We start from the raw sequence: 21,086 nt of genomic DNA, 5'->3' as shown, positions 1-21,086 counted from the left end.
ACTGTAAACGGGATACATTCCGACCTAAGAACAATTCCAGCACTGGAGGCACTCTTATGAAATATAAGCAATTGAATGAGCAGAATCAACGATTACACGAATTTTCGACAAGACCCTTGTCGTAGGCGCAGACATCACCAAAGAAACCCATGTGGCCCACGCCATCGACTTTCGGGGGATTGAACTCGGAAAGGATTGTGTGTTCTCCAGTACCCGTACCGGACTCGAGAAACTGTTAAAGTGGATGAACGATCTTCAACGGTTGCATCCTAGAGCGACGTCCTCTTCGGCATTGAGACCACCGAAAATTACTGCTTAACCCTGGCCGAGTATTTGGGACATCAAGCATCCCCCTGGTCATTGTCAATCCGGATCATGTACAAAGTATGACTTGGAAGACAACTCACCGACGAAAAACGAATATAAAAATGCAAAAGTTATTGCTAGTTTGGTGCGAAACGGGAAGTACAGGAAACCCAAACTGCCGACGAGCATATACGCAGATCTGTAGATTCTCATGAATCTTCGAGAGCAGATCATGGGAACCACGGACAGGTAAAGAGACGGATACAGAACTGGCAGGATCGCTTTTTTCGGAATATACGCAGTATTTATAGACTGGGGAGGCAAGCTTCGCTCATCATTTTGCAGGAGTTTCTTACGCTTGTTGAGATCGGACGTGAAACGAGCGTAAGGACGAAACGAGCCAAACTGCTGGTCGAAAAACGGCGAGAAGCTCCATTGGACTTACAGAAGGGCATACGCAGCGAAAAAAGAGATTCAAACGATCCTGGAGCAGTATGACTTGTTTGCCAGACAGCTCGAAGAAATACTGGCCGAGGTGGAGCGTCTACTCCAGCAAATCCCGGGAGTGCCAGGGATGCTCACCGTGCCGGGTGTGGCTGTAGTGCGTTTGCTGGGTTTCTGGCGGAAGTGGTGATCTAAGCGGTTACAAGGATGGACAGCGAATTATTCGACTGGCTGGACTGAATCTTAAAAAGAACAGTTCGGGAAAGAAAAAAGACAAGTCTAGCATTCAAACGTGGATGTGCAAGGCTTAAGGCTAGCTCTCAACGAGTCCATGGTTGGAAATCTAAGAACGAGTCATTTATTAATTTATAGTGGGAGGATGTATTAATGAATATACTAGTTACAGGCGGAACCGGTTATATAGGCTCTCATACTTGTATAGCTTTAATAGAAGCTGGATATACAGTAGTTATAGCAGATAATTTATGTAATAGTAAAATCGAAACAGTAGAAAAGATTAAGGAAATTACAAATAAAGAGGTTTGTTTTTATCAAATAGACGTTTCGAATAAAAGTGAATTAGAGTGCATCTTTATTAACCATCAAATAGACGCAATTATTCATTTTGCCGGCCTTAAGGCAATAGAAGAGTCCGTGAGAATGCCAATGCAATATTATCGGAACAACATTATTAGTACTTTGAACTTGGCCGAGGCTTGTCAAAAGTATAATGTGAGGCGCTTAGTTTTTAGTTCATCAGCTACGGTTTATGGTGAAAATGAAGTACCCTTTATGGAGAACATGGGACTTCTTCCGACTACAAATCCTTATGGTGAAACTAAAGCAATGAGTGAACGAATTCTAGCTGATATTTCTAAAGCAGTTCCAGCTTTATCCATATCAATTCTTCGTTATTTTAATCCAGTTGGAGCACATCAAAGTGGTTTAATTGGAGAATCACCGAACTCATTACCTAATAATTTAATGCCTTATATTAATAGGGTAGCTAAAGGGAAGATGGAGAAGCTATATGTATTCGGTAATGATTATCCGACCGTAGATGGAACTGGTGTAAGAGATTACATTCACGTAGTGGATATAGCAGAGGGACATTTAGCAGCACTAAATAATCTAACAGAGGGGATTCATGTCTACAATTTAGGAACTGGCAGGGGTACAAGTGTATTAGAATTGATAAATGCTTTTGAGCAGGTGAATAACGTTAAGATTCCATATGAGATCGTAGAAAGACGTCCTGGAGATATTGCAACATGTTACGCTGATACATCGAAGGCTGAGAAGGAGCTGGGTTGGATACCTAAATACGACATTATAGATATGTGTCGTGATTCTTGGAGATTTGAGATTAATAACGAATTGTAGATTGATATTGTATTATACTTTTTCCTTACTTTAACTGATTAATCTTGGGATCGATGCAACAAACTGCATGATTTGATAATAGTTAATGCTGTTCAAGTGAAGAGAGCAACTTGAAGTTAAGAATTTAATTTGAAAGTGACATGAATAGATGGGGTATTATATATCTGTGTACTTCTTTTATTTGTGAATTTTGGATTATAGTCCAATAGAATACTCGTAAAGGGTGAATGTTATTCTGATTTTTTATTTGAGAAGCTAATAAAAAGTTGGCTTTAAATCGATTTGTTCATAATAAAGTGAAATGTTGAAAAGATATTGGGGGAGAGATAATGGATTTAATTTTATTATCTGGTGGGTCAGGAAAACGACTCTGGCCATTATCCAATGATTCCAGATCAAAGCAATTTTTAAAGGTTTTAGACAACAATGGAAAATTGGAATCAATGGTTCAAAGAGTTTGGAGTCAGTTGGAAAGTTTACAAATGGATGGTAAAACGGTGATTGCCACTAGCAAGTCACAAGTGGATATGATTCGTGGACAATTAGGAGATGGTGTTTCGTTAATTATTGAACCTGAACGTCGTGATACTTTTCCTGCTATTGCACTGGCAGTTACTTACTTATACTCTGTCAAAGGTACAAGTTTAGATGAAGTAGTAGGAGTCTTGCCTGTAGATCCCTTTGTGGACTTAAGTTTTTTTGAACGTATTAAGGATTTAGAGACAGTAATTAATTTATCTGATGCTGACCTTGCTTTGATGGGAGTAACGCCTACTTATCCCTCTGAGAAGTACGGATATATCGTACCAATACAAAATGATAATAAAAATTTTATAGAGGTAAGTCACTTTAAAGAAAAGCCAACAGAATTTGAAGCAACGAGCCTTATAGATCAGAACGCTTTATGGAATTGTGGTGTATTTGCTTTTAAACTTAAGTATATTACAAACTTGTTAGAAGCTAAGGGCTTTTCTACACAATATGAAGAATTGCTAACTCAGTATAAACAGCTAGAAAAGATTAGCTTTGACTATGCTGTTGTTGAGAAGGCAAAAAAAATCATCGCTTTGCCTTATATGGGGAGCTGGAAAGACCTCGGTACATGGAATACTTTAACCGAAGAAATGGGAACGCATCAAATTGGTAAAGGCATTATCAGCGATGATTCTACTAATACCCACTTAGTAAATGAACTAGACATCTCAGTAACCGTGTTAGGAATTAAGGATGCAATAGTTGCTGCAAGTCCAGATGGGATATTAGTAACTGATAAGGAGGCAAGTCCTAGAATAAAAGAATTACTGAATGGATTTCAACAACGACCAATGTATGAAGAACGGCGTTGGGGTTGGTATAAAGTTTTAGATCATACAAAATTTGATGAAGAAAATGAAGTTCTGACAAAAAGAGTTTGTATTAAAGCTGGCTGTAACCTGAGTTATCAAATGCACTTTTCTCGGAGCGAAGTATGGACAATTATAAAAGGTCAGGGTGAGTATGTATTAAATGATAAGATTCACCTTGTCAAATTTGGTGATGTAATAGTTATACCTGTAGAAGCAAAACATGCTATAAAGGCCATTACTGATTTAGAATTTATTGAAGTACAGACAGGTTCAAATTTAATTGAAGAAGATATTGTTCGTATATATGTGACGTGGGATGAAGTGGAAGAAAATTGTAGATTTGCAGTGAAATAAAATGTTTTAACCAGTTATTAGTATCGTGCTCACTTGGAAATCAGTTTGAAGTATACTAAGAATTGAGTTATTGAATTTTAGTAGTCTTCTTCAAGCCGTGCTAACACTCCATTGATGTATGGAGTGTGACAGATAAATATAGTATTGGGTTGATAAGACGCTGGTCTTTGTTGAGATTCGCACATATGTGATGACGTATATCAATTCCATATATTTTGAGGTCAGCCTGATACTTCTGGTTGGCCTGTTTTATAGGTGCAAGTTTAAGCCAGTAACTCTCTCGCTAATACCAAACTTATCATCAGATATGGAAACAGAAATTATCGTGGTCGGGGGCAAGTTTCGTTTCTGTCAAAGACTAAAAATTCTACGAATTTAAGCAATCGTTGCTATTGTCAAATTGAGTCGATGAGTACAAGAGGAGAAACGAGTGCGATATTGAATTTCATTTCTAGGGCAGAAGACCACCATTGTTTGGAGAACAAAAAACGGATTTGAGTCGAGTATCTGCAAGCTGTAGCAGTAACGTTGGGATTGTAAGAGTACTAGCACTGATTTAATAGTTAATATAATTCTCTATTTTCTTACTAAGCAGATATTCATAAATCCCCCCCCAACCCAATCTTACACTTTAGAGTGATGGAAAGTTATGAATTCCGTCTTATACTCTATAAGAAAATACTCTACAAGAAATTCAAATAAAGGGGGAGGAGAGTGAGGGGAATGAAGGAATATGACTATTCATTGGATGCTATTAAGGGGATTAGCTGTATTTTGATGATTGTGGCGCATATTCCGCTTTATTTTAATGGCAATGAGCGGGTGTTTCAGATTATTGCCGGTCTGGCCCCTGTACTTTTCTTTGCTGTCTCGGGTGTGACGACCACCTTGCAGGTTCGAAGGAAAAGCTTCAGGTCGCTGCTTAGCTTCTACGTGTTGTTCGCTGTCATCGGTTTCTCTTATAATCTCATGTGGAAACCGGAGGTTCAGGCGTTTTCGGTAATGGATGTTCCCCAGATCATTGCACTCGGAGTGCTGAGTGTATACCTCATAGAGAAATATTTGAAACCTCCACTCTATTTATATCTCCTTTTGGCGTTGCTTGTTTTTTTGGTGCATTTTTTCATTGGCAGTCTATTGCCGCACTTTCCGTTTAAATCCATACTGTTCACAGAAACTGTTGGGTTTACCTATTTCCCTTGGATGTTTGCGTTTGTGGCCGGGATCTTCGCTTATCGGTGCAGCAACCGGGTGAACCTTATTGGAGCTCTTGTAGCCGGGGGACTGCTCGTGATATCCAGCTACGGTGGAGTGCATGAAGCGGATTTTATCAAATACAATATGTCTGTGAACTATCTTCTGCTGTCTTTGTTTGTATTGTTCGGGGTCTTTTATCTCTTCAGAAGGAAAAAAAGCTATGCTCCCAGTAATCTGATTCTCTATTTCGGTAAGCATTCATTTCTATTTCTATTTACCCATCTGATCTTGATCTTGGCTTTTGACCGGCTTGGGCTGGGCCGCCTGTATATTGTGTGGATATGGTGTCTGGCTTTGGTCTGCACTTATGTGGCGATGAGAGCCCTGCTGTGGCTGGGCTGCTTCATCGAACCGTATATGGGGTATCCGGCGGTTTGGGTTCTTATCGTCATTAGTGTGGTTGCGATTCCGCTGGTGATTTCTAATCGGGATTTAATCATTCTTGCGGAAGCTTTGCTTGGCATTCTCTTTTCGCTGAATTACAAGAAACTTTCCAGTCTAATGCCTGCGAGCCCCTCTTCCCGCCAGCTGCCGGCGCTTCAGGAGGTTATACATGACAAAGCTTAATTATAAGCTGATCAGCACGTACCGCACCCAACTCATGGGACTGGCAATTCTGTGGGTGGTGCTGTATCATTCGACGATTAATGTATCCTCCGTGCCGGTTCTCGGCACCTTGCAAGCCTATGGGTACGGTGGAGTCGATATCTTCCTGCTGGTTTCGGGTTTGGGGGTTATATTATGCCTATGGCGGCAATGTCAGCACGGCTACCTTTTACAAAAGACGGCTGCAGCGGATTCTGCCAACGTATCTTCCGGTGGTGCTGTTATTTTGTCTTCTGTATTGTGGGGGATCGGTGAGATGTCCTTTACAGAGGTCCTTCTGAATCTGACGACGCTTAGCTTTTGGCTCGGGCTGGACAGTCGGTTTGATAGGTACGTCCCTTCCTCTCATTCTGCGGCACGCATAGTCTGGAGATTTATCTGCTTCATGAAAGAATGCTCAAGATGTTGACAGATCTCCGGAGAAGCCTGAACCTGCAGGTGAACGACCTTGTTCTAAATGCGATTTGTATTCTCATTACGTTGGGACTGGCCTTACTATTGAAAAAAGCAGTTGCCGGGTTCAGCGCCAGAGTGAAGTCCGGTACAATACCAGTAACTACTTCGTGATTGCATTCAAAATGTAAGGCTGTCGAGAAAGTTTCGACAGCCTTCTTTATGTGGGGAATTCAGCTAACCTTAGGATTATCTTAAGAATTAAACAAGAAAAAAACAACATAAGCCCTTTCCGTTTTCTGGTACAATAAGTATATTTCATGCAGTGAAGGAAGGGATCACATAGTGGCTGAAAATATTCTGGTGGTGGATGATGAGCAAGCCATCACCGATCTGATCGAAATCTACTTAAGAAATGAAAATTTCAATGTTCATAAGTTTTATAATGGGCAGGATGCCCTCAAGTATATTGAGAATGAACATGTGGATTTAGCAATTCTGGATGTTATGCTTCCGGATATTAACGGTTTTACCATCTGCCAGCGCATTCGGGAAAATCATAATTTTCCTATTATAATGCTTACGGCTAAGGATGAAGAAACAGACCAGATTACTGGCCTTACGATGGGGGCAGACGATTATATTACCAAACCGTTTCGTCCGCTAGAGATGGTCGCGCGGGTAAAGGCGCAATTGCGCAGATATAAGAAATACAAGTCCATGCCAGTGCCTGATGAAACGGTCATAGCCTATTCGGGTCTGGTTCTGGATGTGAACACCCATGAGTGCTGGCTGAACGAAAAACAGTTATCTCTTACACCTACAGAATTTTCAATCTTACGGGTCCTTTGTGAGAATAAAGGCAAAGTCATCAGCTCGGAACAACTATTTCGCGTGATTTGGGGCGATGAATATTACAATAAGAATAATAATACCATCACTGTTCATATCAGGCATTTGCGCGAGAAAATGAATGATTCGGTGGATAATCCGAAATGGATCCGAACGATATGGGGGGTGGGGTATAAAATTGAAAAGTAAACCCCATATTCAGATGAGCTATGCAAAGTTAAGGATGAAAGTATTTATTCGAATGCTGATTTTGATAATTCTGGCTATCATCGCAGTGGAAATTCTATATTTACTGGTTCGAGGACGACTGGGTGAGGGAGGCGTTCTGTTATTACAACATGTTTTTGGTTACGAATATAGCGATGCCCTTTCGATTTACGAAAGTACTTTCCGTGATCATTGGGAAATCATAATGCTGATAGCGATATCGGCCTTTTTTCTTATTTTTTTCTATTTTTCTTTATCCTGGTTTACAAAATATTTTAATGAAGTCAATGCAGGAATGGATGCCCTAATTAAGGATGAAGCAGATATTACGCTATCACCGGAGATGTCCTCAATGGAGCAGAAACTGATTTTTGTGAAGCAAACCCTCAAAAAACGTGAACTGGAAGTACAGGTGGCAGAACAGAACAAAAGAGATTTGGTCATGTATCTGGCTCATGATATAAAAACGCCGCTTACTTCCGTCATTGGATATTTGAGTTTACTTAACGAAGCTTCCGATATGCCGAAGGAGCAACAAGAGAAATATATGAAAATCACTTTGGATAAGGCGTATCATTTGGAGCGCCTAATCCATGATTTTTTTGAAGTCGAAAGGTATAACCAGCAAACGCTCCAGCTCAACAAACAGAATGTTGACATCTCTTATATGCTGATACAAATGCCGGATGAATTTTATCCCTCGCTCACGACTGCCGGAAAAAAGATGGTTATTGACGCCGAAGATACGATAACCGTTTATGGTGATGCAGATAAGCTGGCGCGGGTTTTTAATAACATTTTGAAAAATGCCGTTGCATACAGTGACGATAACAGCACGATTGAGGTGGCGGCAAAAGCCCATGAGGGTATGGCCAACATTACCTTTACGAACACCGGGCAAACCATACCGCCTGATAAGCAAAACAGTATCTTTGATAAGTTCTACCGATTGGATGATGCCCGTTCAACGAATACGGGAGGTGCAGGCTTGGGTCTGGCCATTGCCAAAGAAATAATAATGCGGCATGAAGGGCAGATCGGGATGCAGAGTGAAAATGGGAAAACCGTATTTAGTGTAAAGATACCGCTAACTTCACATGGAGGTCACTATGAATGATTTACTGGGTTACTTTATAATAGGGGGCATTATTATTGGGGCTCTCGCCATCTTATATTTGCCGGTATTCTTTTTGTTGAGGAGACGGGTAAATGTAATCCGGCAGTTGTGCTTTTTGTTATTTGCTGCGTGTGGTTTTATAGTGTTGTACGCCACCATAATTTCTGCATGGGGAGAAGAAGCATTTCATCCGGCGCAACATCACTTGAATCTGATCCCTTTACGCTGGTTAAATGAGTCAGGGGGAATGTCGCCGGATAAAGCGATTGTGCAGGTCTATGCTAATATCATCATGTTTATCCCCTGTGGATTTTTTGTGCCAAGTGTATTTTCATGGGCGCGAGCCTTTGGGAGAACTGCGTTGGTGATTTTTTGCTGGAGCTTTTTTATCGAATTTTCGCAATATTTTATCGGAGCCTCCGCAGACATTGATGATATAATCCTGAACCTCTTGGGAGGTATACTCGGCTATGCCGTATTTGCTTTTTTATCCCTCTGTTTTCAACGTACAAGCGGGTGGGAGAAGTTGTTAGGCAGTGAAAATAACAGACAAAAGAAAAACTCAATCCAAACAATATGGATGCAAAACAGCGGTCGATCAAATGACGATTAAGATGAAACCAGGAGTGTATGGCCTGCTGGGAGCGAACGGGGCTTGACCGTAGATATTATCACTATGAGGATTGTTGTTTATGTTGTTATAAGCGCAGTATGCATCCCCTTTGTCGGACGTGCATTTAAGCGTCACCATGTCCAATAAAGCCTTATGAATTCATTACAGCAAAAGAGCCGGCACTTAACAAGTTCCGGCTCTTTTTGCTGCCCCTATTCGCCCGTCTGCACAATCCAAACCTCCGGCAGGTTCCGGAATTGTTCAGCATAGTCCAATCCGTAACCGACGACGAATTCGTCGGGGATTTCGATGCCGCAGTAGTCGATGGGGATGTCGGCAAGGCGGCGGGAGGGCTTGCTGAGGATGGTGCAGATGCGGACACTAGCGGCCTCACGGAGAGCAAAGAGCTGCTTGAGATGCTGCAGGGTCAGGCCGGTGTCGATCATGTCCTCGACGAGGAGGACATGTTTGCCGCGGATGTCGGTGTCGATGTCTTTTTTGACGGTGATGACGCCGCTTGAGGTGGAGCTGGCGCCATAGCTGGATACGGACATGTAATCCATGCCGATGGGGAGGGTGATCTCGCGCATCAGGTCAGCCATAAATACGGCTGCTCCCTTGAGGATGCCGATGAGCACCAGCTCCTTGCCTTCGTAATCCCGTGATATGTCTGCTCCAAGCTCCTGAACTCTTTGCTGCAGCTCTGTTTTGGTTACCAGAACCTTTTGTAATGACGTCATTGTGTGGGCTCCTTATGAATCAGAATGATCCCGCCGTAGCAACCCTTCTGTGTTCACAGGCTGCTAATGATCAGGATGTTCTGTCTTTTTCCTTTAGCATAACATCATGTGCCCCCCCTTCGTAAATAGTTGTGGAGGAGACGAGGGTGATTTTGGCATGCTGCTGCAGCCCGGGAATGGTTAAAGCGCCGCAGTTGCACATGGTCGATTTGATTTTGCTGATGCTGAGATCCAGGTTGTCTTTGAGTCTGCCGGCATAAGGGATGAAGGAATCGACGCCTTCCTCGAATTCAAGTTTGCTTTCTTTATCGGCGTTGCCGAAGTCGTATCTTTGCCAGTTGCGGGCCCGGCTGGAGCCTTCACCCCAATATTCTTTGACAAAGTTCCCGCCGACCAGCAGCTTGCGGCCCGGGCTTTCATCGAATCTGGCGAAATAGCGGCCCAGCATCACGAAGTCTGCACCCATGGCTAAGGCAAGGACGATATGGTAATCGTGGACGATGCCGCCGTCGGAGCAGATCGGGACATAAATTCCGGTCTGTTCGTAGTATTCCTGGCGGGCCGCGGCCACTTCAATGACGGAGGAGGCTTGCCCTCTGCCGATGCCTTTTTGTTCCCTGGTGATGCAGATGGAGCCGCCGCCGATGCCGACTTTGACGAAGTCCGCCCCTGCTTCAACGAGGTAGAGGAATCCCTCTTTATCCACGACATTCCCGGCACCTACCTTTACCGATTCCCCAAAAGTATCCTTAATATAATGGATGGTCTCCGCCTGCCATTCCGAATAACCGTCGGAGGAATCGATGCAGAGCACATCCGCTCCCGCTTCGACCAGCGCCGGAACCCGCTCCTTGTAATCCCGGGAGTTAATGCCGGCACCGACGATGAGCTGTTTATTGCTGTCATGCAGCTCCAGCGGATATTCCTGATGGCTGTCGTAGTCCTTGCGGAAGACCAGGTAGACGAGATGGCCGCTGCTGTTCACGATCGGAAGACAGTTTAGCTTATGGTCCCAGATCATATCATTGGCTTCGGTTAAAGTGATGCCTTCTGCGGCGTAGATTAAAGCGGAGAGAGGAGTCATGAATTCCGTAATCGGGCATTCCGGCGGCAGACGGTTCTCGCGGTAATCGCGGCTGGTGACAATGCCCATCAGCTTGCCGGTTGGCTCACCATTGTCCGTGATGGCGATAGTGGAGTGGCCACTGCGCGCTTTTAGGGCCAGTACATCCTGCAGGGTATCCTCCGGGCGCAGATTGGAGTCGCTGAGGACAAAACCGGCCTTGAATTTCTTGACTCTGCGCACCATATCAACCTGCTGTTCCACAGACTGGGAGCCATAGATGAAGGAGATTCCTCCGCTTTTGGCCAGAGCGATAGCCATGTTGTGGTCGGAAACGGCCTGCATCACGGCGGAGGTTACCGGAAGGTTCATCGTAAGCGCTGGCGCTTCACCCTTGCGAAATTTCGTTACAGGGGTTCTAAGATCGACATTGCCCGGGATACACTCCTTGGTGGTCAGGTTCGGAACAAGCAGAAACTCGCTGAACGTTCTTGAAGGCTGTTCATAATAAAAAGCCATACGATCTTCACTCCCTTAAATAAGTTATTTATATAAGTTGAAATCAGCTTCTATAGCACCTTATACCTTGGACAGCACCCGTACCGGTATGCCATAGTCTGCTTCCAGCGCCTTGTAGTGCTCGCCTTTGGCCAGAATCGCCTGTACCCCGACTAAATGCACGCCCATATCAGCCATTTGGTCGGCGATGGAGCATATAGTCGCCCCTGAGCTGATGACATCATCAAGTATAAGTACCCGATCCCCAGCCTTGAAACCTTCAAAATAAATATAGTTCTCGTTATAAGCGGTCTCCCGCTTGATGCATACCTCATAATTGTCGTACAGCTCGGTGCTGAGCCGCAGGATGTTCATCGGTTTCATCAGCTTATAGGCGGCCAGCATCCCCCAAGTGTGTCCGCCGGGTTCAGGCGATACGATATAATCAAATGCAGGGAATTGCTGCGTAACACTGTCTGCCAGATTATCAGTGATTTCACTAATCAGCTCGGGATCCATATAGGTGCCCCGTTCTCCGAAAGGGTACAGCTTGAAATCATAGGCGGTATCCTTGTTTTTATAAATCCTCACGTTTTTGGCCTTGCTGATGGACTCGCTTAACCGTGCATAGGATGCGCTCATCGCCCTTCACTCCCTTTAATCTGAATAAGTCCTTAACATGAATATCAAAAAACCCCGGATGACAAGAGGCACATGCAAGACAAACGTCACCATAGGAGAGTGCATAATTATTATGCGGTTCTCAGCCTTGGTTCCCTTCGGTCTTGCGTTGCCTCTTGTAGCCTGGGGCAATTTACGGTTGCCTGTAGATACGCTCAATCCAAATTATCGAGCTTATACAAGAGAGATGTAATGTTAACATCGTGTGAGGAATTATAACTTGAATTATTTTGTTATATGCTATCATTGCCGTTATGGTGTGTCAATCATTGATTTGGTGTTATGTAAATGAAAAAAGAACGAGACCGCCGCCAATCATGCGGGGAAGTCTCGTTCCAAGAGCGGGTGGGCTGATTATTAGTGCCGAACAATTCCAGGTTGGAAGATTAGTGTACGGTTACGTTATCTGGCTCATGAACGGGCTGTTCCAGTACGGTGGAGCCGTCTTCAAGACGGAGCCAAGTATCAAAATTCTTTTCGCCCAGGGTTAGTTTTATCACGCGGGCACCCCGCATAAAGCCTTCTTTTCCATAAGTATTGTAGCCTGAGGCCCGCCCGTAACAGAGGCGTATGCCATGCAGGCTGCCAACAAAGTCGTTGATATGGTCATGTCCGCAAAAGGTGCCCAGCACATCGCCCATTTCCAGCAAAGTCGCAAATAATCCGGAATTAACAGGAGCAGAACAGACGCGCTCGAATCGGTGTCCATGGCAGATCCGGGTAGACCATACCTCCTGGTACTCGGGAATCGGGATATGAAAGAATGCAAGTGCAGGCAGCTTATCCTCATGTGCTTGCGGATTCAGCCGTGCCGATTCAGCTGTCAGCCAGTTAAGCTGATTCCGCTGGATCCAATTGTAGCCTGGTACCTGCTCAAGATCGGAATAACTGCCGGAGTCCAGAAAATAAAGAACTGCAGCGGAGCTGCCATTAGGCCCCTCAATTTCAAGTGTATAATTGCCTGTACCGGCAAGCTCCGCAGGTCCGGCCTCAGCCAGCGTGTGAGGATGCTCGAAGGCTACCTGCATCAGTTCATCACGGGAAATGCGGGTTTCTGTATCATGGTTGCCAAATACAAAGGCCCAGGGAATGCCGGTTTGTTCAACAGCAGCGACAGCCTCCCGGAAAGCTTCCTGAGGGTTCTCACATTCCTTTTCTTCCGCTGGAACGGGACCCGTGTAAATTAAATCCCCCGTAAAAACGATAAGATCAGGCTGCTCCGCTTCTATAATTCGCTCCATGAGTTTACGGGTACGCTGATCCTCGGCTCTTCCATCCATCCAATGTAGATCGGTAAATTGCACAATTTTAAAGGTTCCGTCGTTCTGGAATGATAAATGGCGTTTCATTTGAAAATTCCCCTCTCTGACCAAAGTCAGTCGATCTGGATTCGCCGGGTGAAATGATCTCCTGAGTTACGGCCGATCATAATATCAAATTCACCAGGCTCGAAGACAAGCTGATCGTCCTTGCCATAGAACATTAACATGTCTCTGGTGATTTCGAAGGAAACCACCTGCTTCTCATGCGCTGCCAATGAAAGCTGCCGGAAACCCTTAAGCTCTTTGACCGGACGCACAACGCTTGCGCTGACATCGTGAATATAGAGCTGAACGGTTTCTTTGCCGTCGATGTCCGAGGTATTCTCTACCTCAATAGAGGCTACAAGCTTGTCAGCGGCTTCAACCTTGAAGCTGCTGTAAGCAAAATTAGAATAGCTAAGGCCATAGCCGAAGCAGAAGAGCGGGTCATTGGGGCAGTCTAAATACCGGGTTACATAACGTACTTGCGGATACATGGGATCATAGGGACGCCCCGTTGAATAGGCATTGTAATAAACGGGAATCTGGCCCACTGTGTAGGGGAAGCTCATGGATAAACGCCCGGATGGATTGTAGTCCCCGAACAGTACATCTGCCAGTGAGTTCCCTGACTCCGAGCCGAGGAACCAGGCTTGGAGCAAAGCGTCGCTGGCATCCAGCACAGGCTTCAGCTCCAGCGGCCGGCCGCTGAATACAATGGTCACTATCTTTTTGCCGGTGTCCTTCAGGCGCCAGATCAGCTTCTCCTGATTAGGAGACAGGCGCAGGTTGGTTTTGCTGCCGCCTTCTCCGGTATCCTGCTGGTTTTCGCCCACTGCAGCAAGGATCACATCGCAATCCTTCAAGCGGTGAAACGCTTCTTCTATCCCGTCCTCTACATCAAATACACCCTCCAGCATACTCCCCAGCTCGCCGGTCATTGCCGTAAGGATATCCCCGGCTGAGGTTTTCCGGGAAAGTCCTGTGTAGAGCGAGACCGCCGGATCCTTTTCCGTTCCGGCCCAGCCGCCCAGCACATGTATGGAAGTGGCGAAAGGACCGGCAAGCCCGATTTTCATCCCCCGCTTGAGCGGCAAAGCTTCATTGTCATTTTTCAGCAGCACGACCGAGCTTGCGCCAAGCTCGCGTGCGGTCTGCAGATGCTCCGCATTAGGTTCGGCTGCCTCATCCACTTGCGGATCCGCATCCTTAAACGGATTTTCAAACAAGCCCAGTGCGTCCTTAAGCTCCAGTACCCGGATAACCGCTTCGTCGATCAAAGCGACATCAAGCCGGCCTTGTTCAATCAGGTCTGCGGCATGATGGAGATAGTGGGTGGACATCATCTCAATATCAAGACCGGCAGCCAGACTTTTCTCTGCGGCTTCGCGGCCATCCACTGCAGCCCCGTGGGGGATCAGCTCATTGACGGAATTGAAGTCAGCGATGGTAACACCATTGAATCCCCATTCTTCCCGCAGAATCCCGCGCAGAAGCTGTTCATTTCCGGTTGCCGGAATACGGTCTACCGTATTGAATGCGGCCATTACCATAGCTACACCGGCATCGACCGCGGCCTTGTAGGCAGGCAGATAGAATTCACGCAATACACCGGAGGACATATCGACCGTATTGTATTCCCGGCCGCCTTCAGGCGCACCATAGCCAGCGAAATGCTTGACACAGGCGGCTATGCGTCCTTTTTCCTTCAGGTCTTTGCCCTGATAGCCGCGCACCATACTTTCGGTGACGCGGGCATTCAGATAAGGGTCCTCGCCGGATGTTTCCATGACACGGCCCCAGCGCGGATCGCGGACGAGATCGGTCATCGGCGAGAAAGTGACATGAATCCCGGCAGCTGCGCTTTCTTTGGCAGCGAGCTCGGCAAAGCGTTCACAGGCTTCCAGATCGAAGCTGCAGCCCAGCGCCAGAGGAATGGGCAGAATGGTCCGGTAGCCGTGGATGACATCCGCCATAAAGAGCAGCGGAATCTTCTGGCGGCTTTTTTGCATATGGCGGGTCTGCATTTCGATGGCATTCCGGGCTCCAACGCCGTTCAGAACGCTTCCGATATTCTCAATGGCATGTGGCTTAATTTTGAGCTCCTTGAACGGACCCGTCAAATCAACGGTATCGTCCAGGCCCCAATAGTAAGGGCCAAGTTGGGTTAATTGGGCCAGTTTTTCGTCCAGTGTCATTTCATTCACAAGCTCTTGGATAAACGGTTTAGTCATGGCAGACTCCTTCTTCATCGAGCGCATTGAAAGTTATTGGGATAAATAGATATGCAGTGCTTCGTCAGGCAGCGCAAGCACAGTGCTTGCAGGAATGCTTAACGCACCCGGGCGATACGGATTGGACAGGATTTGGCCGGCAACGGCATTGCCCTCCGAACGCAGTTCCGGTGTGCGGGTGGAACCCGATCCGATATGATAAACAAATTGTAAGGTGCGGCCGAAACATTGATAAGTGAAGCGCAGACCGTCCAGGCTGGCCGGAAGAACCGGGTCAATAATCAGGCTGTCTGCCGTGAAGCGGATTCCCAGAATGCCCGAGATGAGCTGATTCAGGTAAATGCCGGGTCCGCTGGAATATAGCCGCCAGCCGCCTTTCACTTGGACGCTGCCGGTGCGCAGCTGATCGAAATTCTTGTGATAGCTGTAGCGGTCCGGGAAATCTCCGTCCGAGCTGCTGAAATACATGTTGCTCTGGCGGATTTTCGCATTGGGCACGCTCTCGCGGATATTGATCGGATTGATTTGGAACAGCCCTTCCCAGGCACGCTCGGCATCTCCGAGTTTAGCGGCCGCCTCAAGATAACGAATATGGGCATGCACGTATTGCAGGCTGATTTCACGGCCGACATTGGCGGCCTGCTCGGCACGCCGGAAAATGGTGCTTACGCCGCCTTCATAGCGGGCAGGGCGGTCCATCAGGCGTACGCCATCCGGACATTTGAGATGCTCATCAATCAGGCGCAGATTCATATCCGCTTGTGCAGGGTCCACCAGTTCAGCAATGATGCTGCGTGTCATCGGCAGCAGGCGATACTGTATTCCGGTATTTTGGTCCAGCGGATGCAGCATGTATTCGATGGTTTCGGCGTCTTTGAAGTAAGCGAAGCCGGCAATAACCTCATCTTTAATGAGCAACGTCTGGAAAGAGACCTTCATCCGTTCTGCCATTTCAGCAAGCGACTTTGAGAACTCAGGGTCGAATGCCGTGACCTGCGACAGATTCCGGATGACCTGGAATGCCAAGGCGACGGTCCAGGCGCTGACCAGCTTGGTCTTCAGCGCTTCATCGGCAGGCTGCAGGGTATCATCCCAGTCACCGCCGGCATAGGAGATGAGGGCTGTTCCAGGCAGGAAACGCCTGCAGATTGTGTCCACAGCTGCCTTGACATGCTCCAGCACGGATTCCAACTCCCGGGTAGGCAGGGCATCTGCCAGATAGTGATAGACTACCTCTTCTTGGAAAATAGAGCTGTCCCCGGTAGCCATTACATAGTCGGCAATGCATTTAAGCGGCCAAAGCACGACATCGCCATGCCATTCAGGGGATTGGACAGGGTGCTGGTCGAACATAAACCATTGCGGCCACTCCCGGCTCTCCCACAGCTGGTGGGCAAAAATCTCCAAAAGAACATTTCTGGCCAATTCATAATGCTGGGTCATCAGGAAATATTCCATCGGCCCCTGACATACATCCCGCGTGCCCCATGCGGCTCCGCCTGGCTGTTCAAGTCCGTGCGGCACAATAAAATGGACCATTGCATTATGCGTGTACCACCATGCGGTTTCGTTCAATTTATCAATTTGCACCTGTTCGGCACCCTCGATCTGCAAGCAGAAGCGGGAACTGAAAGCTTCGTAGAATTCTCTGTACAATGTTACTTCATCTTCAAAGCTGTAAGGAGCCAGCGGCAAACTTTCCTTGTCCTCCAGCCTTCCTTGCATGACTAGCTGGAAGCTTGAGGACTGCTCTACGGAAAGGGTAAGCAGCGTACCGTTGCGCGGCTTGCCGTCTTCATAGAATATCCGGCCGTCACTGAAATTGAAAGCGGTATCAGGTAATTGAATGTCATAATGCAGGCCGGGATAAGGATGGTTCCGCCAAGCGTCCTCATCTGGTTGAACACGGATAATTCCGTCTGCAGCGCTGACTTTCACCGGATGCTGGAATTCATGCTCGCCCATAACCAGCTGGTTAGTAATCAGGTAATCGTAGGATTTTCCGAGCTTTGATTGTACCTGAAGCACAATATCCGGTTGATTGGCGGCAGCAAAGGTGGTGATCGTTAACGTATCGTCCTCCAGCTTGTAATGCCATTTGGCAAAATTTACACCCATCTCATAAGCGGCCGGCAGCGTAAGAATCCGGTAGACGCCGTCCTGGCGGATATAAATGCGCTGTCCTGTGTTCTTGAGAATATTGAGCAGGCCGCGCGGCGTGGAGAGAAGCTTATGGAAAGAAGTATTGCCCGCCACCGTCTGACCGTTGAAAATACCGTACATGTAATTGGTGGACGTAATCAGCTTGTTGTTGACCTGTGTGTCATCCATCAGGGTGGTAATGATATGTCCGTGCGGGCGTTCAACGAGCAGTTCCTTGGGCTGCAGCACGACATGGACGTGGTCATTAGTAAAGAAGGACAACAGTTTACCATCCTCGTATTCCTCGAGCTTCCGCTCAGGGAACGCGGCATCAATCTCGGCTTGTGACCACTGCGGAGAGACATAAGGACCCCCGATTTCAGCACTGAGCGTGACCGTTTCTCCCTCTTGTACAGCGTCGCTCAGGTTCCAGTCTATGGAGGCATAAGCTTCCTGCAGCCGGGACCCAAACTCAAGAGACGTTACTGCGGCGGGATGAGTCTGGCGGAACAGGCCGTAGAAGGCAAAATCAACGGTTCCAGCCAGCTTCATTTGCTCTGTTTGCAGACCGGTATAAGCCAGCTCATATTGAACATTCTGGTTCGGAAGGCCGCTTTCCAGTACTTGAGGAACATCCAGGGCTTTATAAGATAAGCCAAAAAACTGCGTGCCATCCGTTGAATAGCCGACGGCTTTGGTCTGAAGCACACCTTGCTGCAGATAGGGGAAAGCTGTGCCCTGAGGCTGGTTTTGGCGCGAGCATACAGCGTAACCGTTAGGCCCCTCCCAAATGCTGTGATCCAGGTACTGGCTCATATACAGCTCATTGGACAGCACGCCGCCTTTTTCAGCGACACCGAGATCCTGTCCATAAATGACATCAACCGTTTCCCCGTTTCCGGAGAGCTGGATATGCCAGAACCAGATGCCATCAGCGGCAGGAGAGAATGTAGCACGGTAATCAATAGCCTCTATCCGGCCTTGGTAAATAAGTCTTTCGTGATTGTAAAATAGTTTGGATCGGGAGCGGATTCCCAGCAATGGATAGCTTTCAATGCCTTGTGCTGTATGCACGCGAAGATAAATATTATTGGCCGAACCATCCATAGCATTGCCCTGGAACTGATTGATGAGGAATGGCCCATTGGAGAATTCAAAGATGTCGCCTGTTGGCAAGAACGTGTACTTGGATTCATCGAGTGTAAAGGTAATCATGTTGGATTGTGGTCTGAAAATCATAAGAACCCTCGCTTTCCACTACATGGATAGGACATGAAATTGAACGGATAGGGGAGTTCAAATCAAATGTCATCAAGGGCATGCATTTTCACCAAAAAAAATAATAGAAACGTTTCCATGTTAGGTATACCTCGATATTAGTCTCGCGGGTATAAAAAGTCAATAATCTTTGAAATAATTATTGTTTCGAAACATTTAGGACCATATATATAATTAATGTACTTGAAATTCGAAAAAAAATTCAATTGACAGCGCATACATTTTAAGAGTATGCTCTTCGCAAGGGGAGTTTCAAAAAAATGATGGAAACGTTTCTATACCTTTCAGCAACCCTTTTATCGTGATTGAGAGGCGTCTGAATTTATTCCATTGGTGTGAATGCATCGTTCAAATTGGAGGTGGGCCTATTGGCAAGAATTATGCGAACTGGTGGAAATATCGGCCGGGAATTGATGAAGAACAAAGTTCTTTTCCTTATGCTGCTGCCCGTGCTTCTGTATTTCCTGATCTTCCACTATGCGGTAATGCCCGGAGCTTATGTCGCATTTGTGGATTACAAACTTAACAAGGGGATCTTCGGAAGCCATTTTATCGGCCTGAAGAACTTCGAATTCCTGGTTCAAAATGGTGATCTCTGGAATATCACCAAAAATACCCTGCTGTACAATGTGGCTTTCCTTGTCTTGGGGAATATCATTCAAATTGTGTTTGCCATTATGCTGTCGGAGATAACGGGCAAATGGTTCAAGAAGATCTCCCAGTCGGTGATTCTCCTCCCGAACTTTATTTCAATGGTTATCGTGGGGGTTTTTGCTTACAACCTATTCAATTTCAACTCGGGTTTTATCAATACGATGTTGGCCGGCGCCGGGCTGGACCGCCACGAGTTCTACTCCGATGCAGGCATTTGGAAATACATTATTGTCGCCTTCAAAATCTGGGCCAGTACCGGATACGGCATGATTATCTATCTGGCAGCCATAACAGGGATCAACCATGATTTGTATGAAGCTGCTTATATGGACGGCGCTACTACCTGGCAACGGATCCGCTACATGACCTTGCCGATTCTGAAGCCAACCTTTATTCTGCTTCTGCTGTTCGGAATGGGCGGGATTCTCAAAGGCTCCTTTGACCTATTCTATAATCTGATCGGGACGAATTCCGTGCTGTATCCGCAGACAGATATCATTGATACTTATGTCTTCCGCTCATTGGTGGGGCAATTCAACTTCTCCATGGGAGCCGCTGTTGGCTTCTACCAATCCTTGTTCGGGCTGATTCTGGTGCTTGTGGTGAACTTTATTGTGCGCAAGGTCGAGCCTGACAGCGCATTATTCTAAGATTCAGAAAGAAACAGGGGTGATGATAATGGAAAAGAAAGCAGTCAAACAAGATGTCGGCAGTATCTTCATTAAAGCCATCAGCTATTTGTGCATCACAATCTTTGCGCTGATTTGTTTATTTCCTTTTGCGCTGATGATCACTTCCTCATTTATGAACGAGCAGGAAATTGTCCGCGAAGGCTACAAGCTGCTGCCCAAAGAATTTTCCTTCAAGTCTTATGAGTTGCTGCTTAACAACTCTACAAATCTCATCAATGCTTATCAGGTAACTATTTTTATCACTGTAGTGGGTACGGTGCTGGGACTGTTTATGATGTCGATGGCCGGCTTTGTGCTCAACCGCAAGGATTTCAAGTACCGCAATTTCTTCTCCTTCCTGATTTACTTTACGACGCTCTTCAGCGGCGGCTTGATTCCAACGTATATCCTGATGGTCAAGCATCTTCATATGAAGGATAACTTGTTCGCCATGATCCTGCCGGCTGTGGTCGGCGCCTGGTCGATCTTCCTGATGCGCAATTTCATGAAGGCGATTCCGGATTCCTTATATGAATCCGCTACCATTGACGGTGCCGGCGATTTCCGTATCTACTGGCGGATTTTTATTCCCTTGGCGGTTCCATCCTTGGCCACCATTGGACTGTTCTCGGCGCTGGGCTTTTGGAATGAGTGGTACAACGGAATGTTGTATATGGATAGCCCAACTAAATATCCGTTGCAATACTTTTTGCAGCGAATGGTTAATCAGACCAACCTTGGGACTATGATCAACTCGGGGGCAGTGATTAATTCAGCCGATCTTCCGACGCAATCTATCAAGATGGCTACAGCTGTTCTGGCCACAGGGCCAATTATTCTCCTCTACCCGTTTGTGCAGCGTTATTTTGTAACAGGGCTTACCGTCGGGGCAGTAAAGGGTTAATGGACGTGTTCTCTTAAGAGAGGCGTTTATTATAAATGAAGG

The 21,086-nt window shown here is 46.4% G+C and carries 18 protein-coding genes and 1 riboswitch; of the genes, 12 read left to right on the top strand and 6 right to left on the bottom strand.

The window, feature by feature from the left end; genetic code table 11:
* The first annotated feature begins 805 nt into the window (after positions 1-805).
* From ACQ76X_RS18205 to ACQ76X_RS18160, 10 genes are all read left to right on the top strand, one after another.
* On the top strand, positions 806-940 hold the full coding sequence (locus ACQ76X_RS18205; RefSeq protein ID WP_438495327.1) for a hypothetical protein: 135 nt from the start codon (positions 806-808) through the stop codon (positions 938-940).
* A 28-nt stretch (positions 941-968) separates the two neighbouring features.
* The gene (locus tag ACQ76X_RS18200; protein ID WP_438495379.1) at positions 969-1,061 is read left to right on the top strand and encodes a hypothetical protein; all 93 of its coding nucleotides are present in this window, start codon (positions 969-971) and stop codon (positions 1,059-1,061) included.
* A 76-nt stretch (positions 1,062-1,137) separates the two neighbouring features.
* Positions 1,138-2,133, top strand: coding sequence for a UDP-glucose 4-epimerase GalE (gene galE, locus ACQ76X_RS18195; protein WP_438495326.1), 996 nt, complete (start codon positions 1,138-1,140; stop codon positions 2,131-2,133).
* Positions 2,134-2,462: 329 nt separating this feature from the next.
* Positions 2,463-3,833, top strand: a complete 1,371-nt coding sequence (locus ACQ76X_RS18190; RefSeq protein WP_438495325.1) for a sugar phosphate nucleotidyltransferase — start codon at positions 2,463-2,465, stop codon at positions 3,831-3,833.
* 723 nt (positions 3,834-4,556) lie between these two features.
* The gene (locus ACQ76X_RS18185) at positions 4,557-5,657 is read left to right on the top strand and encodes a hypothetical protein (protein ID WP_438495324.1); all 1,101 of its coding nucleotides are present in this window, start codon (positions 4,557-4,559) and stop codon (positions 5,655-5,657) included.
* Complete coding sequence (locus ACQ76X_RS18180; protein ID WP_438495323.1) at positions 5,644-6,105, top strand: hypothetical protein; 462 nt, start codon at positions 5,644-5,646, stop codon at positions 6,103-6,105. The genes ACQ76X_RS18185 and ACQ76X_RS18180 overlap by 14 nt, the downstream gene beginning before the upstream one ends.
* Positions 6,099-6,263, top strand: coding sequence for a hypothetical protein (locus tag ACQ76X_RS18175; protein ID WP_438495322.1), 165 nt, complete (start codon positions 6,099-6,101; stop codon positions 6,261-6,263). The genes ACQ76X_RS18180 and ACQ76X_RS18175 overlap by 7 nt, the downstream gene beginning before the upstream one ends.
* 171 nt (positions 6,264-6,434) lie before the next feature.
* Entirely contained in the window at positions 6,435-7,130 is a 696-nt protein-coding gene (gene vanR, locus ACQ76X_RS18170) for a VanR-ABDEGLN family response regulator transcription factor (protein ID WP_438495321.1), read from the top strand.
* Positions 7,063-8,265 carry a sensor histidine kinase gene (locus ACQ76X_RS18165; protein WP_438495320.1) on the top strand — a complete coding sequence of 401 codons (1,203 nt, stop codon included), beginning with the start codon at positions 7,063-7,065 and terminating at the stop codon, positions 8,263-8,265. Before vanR ends, ACQ76X_RS18165 begins: the two co-directional genes overlap by 68 nt.
* Positions 8,258-8,878 (top strand): VanZ family protein, encoded by a 621-nt coding sequence (locus ACQ76X_RS18160; RefSeq protein ID WP_438495319.1) that lies wholly within the window; start codon positions 8,258-8,260, stop codon positions 8,876-8,878. Before ACQ76X_RS18165 ends, ACQ76X_RS18160 begins: the two co-directional genes overlap by 8 nt.
* A 212-nt stretch (positions 8,879-9,090) precedes the next feature.
* Here ACQ76X_RS18160 and hpt read toward each other — a convergent pair whose 3' ends face one another.
* The 6 genes from hpt to ACQ76X_RS18130 all read right to left on the bottom strand — a co-directional run bounded on the left by hpt (position 9,091) and on the right by ACQ76X_RS18130 (position 18,776).
* Positions 9,091-9,618 (bottom strand): hypoxanthine phosphoribosyltransferase, encoded by a 528-nt coding sequence (gene hpt, locus ACQ76X_RS18155; protein ID WP_038595755.1) that lies wholly within the window; start codon positions 9,616-9,618, stop codon positions 9,091-9,093.
* 70 nt (positions 9,619-9,688) lie between these two features.
* Positions 9,689-11,200, bottom strand: a complete 1,512-nt coding sequence (locus tag ACQ76X_RS18150; RefSeq protein WP_438495318.1) for an IMP dehydrogenase — start codon at positions 11,198-11,200, stop codon at positions 9,689-9,691.
* A 60-nt stretch (positions 11,201-11,260) separates the two neighbouring features.
* Positions 11,261-11,821 carry a phosphoribosyltransferase gene (locus tag ACQ76X_RS18145; protein ID WP_438495317.1) on the bottom strand — a complete coding sequence of 187 codons (561 nt, stop codon included), beginning with the start codon at positions 11,819-11,821 and terminating at the stop codon, positions 11,261-11,263.
* 138 nt (positions 11,822-11,959) lie between these two features.
* Positions 11,960-12,062: riboswitch (purine riboswitch) on the bottom strand.
* A gap of 184 nt (positions 12,063-12,246) precedes the next feature.
* The gene (locus ACQ76X_RS18140; RefSeq protein ID WP_438495316.1) at positions 12,247-13,209 is read right to left on the bottom strand and encodes a metallophosphoesterase family protein; all 963 of its coding nucleotides are present in this window, start codon (positions 13,207-13,209) and stop codon (positions 12,247-12,249) included.
* Positions 13,210-13,235: 26 nt separating this feature from the next.
* Positions 13,236-15,395 (bottom strand): beta-glucosidase BglX, encoded by a 2,160-nt coding sequence (gene bglX, locus ACQ76X_RS18135; protein WP_438495315.1) that lies wholly within the window; start codon positions 15,393-15,395, stop codon positions 13,236-13,238.
* 33 nt (positions 15,396-15,428) lie between these two features.
* On the bottom strand, positions 15,429-18,776 hold the full coding sequence (locus ACQ76X_RS18130) for a GH36-type glycosyl hydrolase domain-containing protein (RefSeq protein WP_438495314.1): 3,348 nt from the start codon (positions 18,774-18,776) through the stop codon (positions 15,429-15,431).
* A gap of 398 nt (positions 18,777-19,174) precedes the next feature.
* Here ACQ76X_RS18130 and ACQ76X_RS18125 point away from each other — a divergent pair, with 398 nt between their 5' ends.
* Entirely contained in the window at positions 19,175-20,119 is a 945-nt protein-coding gene (locus ACQ76X_RS18125) for an ABC transporter permease (RefSeq protein ID WP_306080849.1), read from the top strand.
* A 28-nt stretch (positions 20,120-20,147) separates the two neighbouring features.
* Positions 20,148-21,044 carry a carbohydrate ABC transporter permease gene (locus tag ACQ76X_RS18120; protein ID WP_038595743.1) on the top strand — a complete coding sequence of 299 codons (897 nt, stop codon included), beginning with the start codon at positions 20,148-20,150 and terminating at the stop codon, positions 21,042-21,044.
* Positions 21,045-21,086: the final 42 nt, after the last annotated feature.

It is taken from the genome of Paenibacillus sp. IHBB 3054, from assembly GCF_051594305.1.
Lineage (GTDB): Bacteria > Bacillota > Bacilli > Paenibacillales > Paenibacillaceae > Paenibacillus_AQ.
Note: the sequence above shows the minus strand (reverse complement) of the source record. Positions and strands in the feature narration are given on the sequence as shown.

Excerpts from the sequence above, each read along its gene's own strand:
- ACQ76X_RS18165 (WP_438495320.1), top strand. The coding sequence starts at position 7,063 with ATGATTCGGTGGATAATCCGAAATGGATCCGAACGATATGGGGGGTGG.
- ACQ76X_RS18180 (WP_438495323.1), top strand. The coding sequence starts at position 5,644 with ATGACAAAGCTTAATTATAAGCTGATCAGCACGTACCGCACCCAACTC.
- ACQ76X_RS18185 (WP_438495324.1), top strand. The coding sequence starts at position 4,557 with ATGAAGGAATATGACTATTCATTGGATGCTATTAAGGGGATTAGCTGT.
- hpt (WP_038595755.1), bottom strand. The coding sequence starts at position 9,618 with ATGACGTCATTACAAAAGGTTCTGGTAACCAAAACAGAGCTGCAGCAA.
- ACQ76X_RS18190 (WP_438495325.1), top strand. The coding sequence starts at position 2,463 with ATGGATTTAATTTTATTATCTGGTGGGTCAGGAAAACGACTCTGGCCA.
- ACQ76X_RS18130 (WP_438495314.1), bottom strand. The coding sequence starts at position 18,776 with ATGATTTTCAGACCACAATCCAACATGATTACCTTTACACTCGATGAA.
- ACQ76X_RS18160 (WP_438495319.1), top strand. The coding sequence starts at position 8,258 with ATGAATGATTTACTGGGTTACTTTATAATAGGGGGCATTATTATTGGG.
- ACQ76X_RS18140 (WP_438495316.1), bottom strand. The coding sequence starts at position 13,209 with ATGAAACGCCATTTATCATTCCAGAACGACGGAACCTTTAAAATTGTG.
- bglX (WP_438495315.1), bottom strand. The coding sequence starts at position 15,395 with ATGACTAAACCGTTTATCCAAGAGCTTGTGAATGAAATGACACTGGAC.
- ACQ76X_RS18120 (WP_038595743.1), top strand. The coding sequence starts at position 20,148 with ATGGAAAAGAAAGCAGTCAAACAAGATGTCGGCAGTATCTTCATTAAA.
- ACQ76X_RS18145 (WP_438495317.1), bottom strand. The coding sequence starts at position 11,821 with ATGAGCGCATCCTATGCACGGTTAAGCGAGTCCATCAGCAAGGCCAAA.
- ACQ76X_RS18150 (WP_438495318.1), bottom strand. The coding sequence starts at position 11,200 with ATGGCTTTTTATTATGAACAGCCTTCAAGAACGTTCAGCGAGTTTCTG.
- ACQ76X_RS18175 (WP_438495322.1), top strand. The coding sequence starts at position 6,099 with ATGTTGACAGATCTCCGGAGAAGCCTGAACCTGCAGGTGAACGACCTT.
- galE (WP_438495326.1), top strand. The coding sequence starts at position 1,138 with ATGAATATACTAGTTACAGGCGGAACCGGTTATATAGGCTCTCATACT.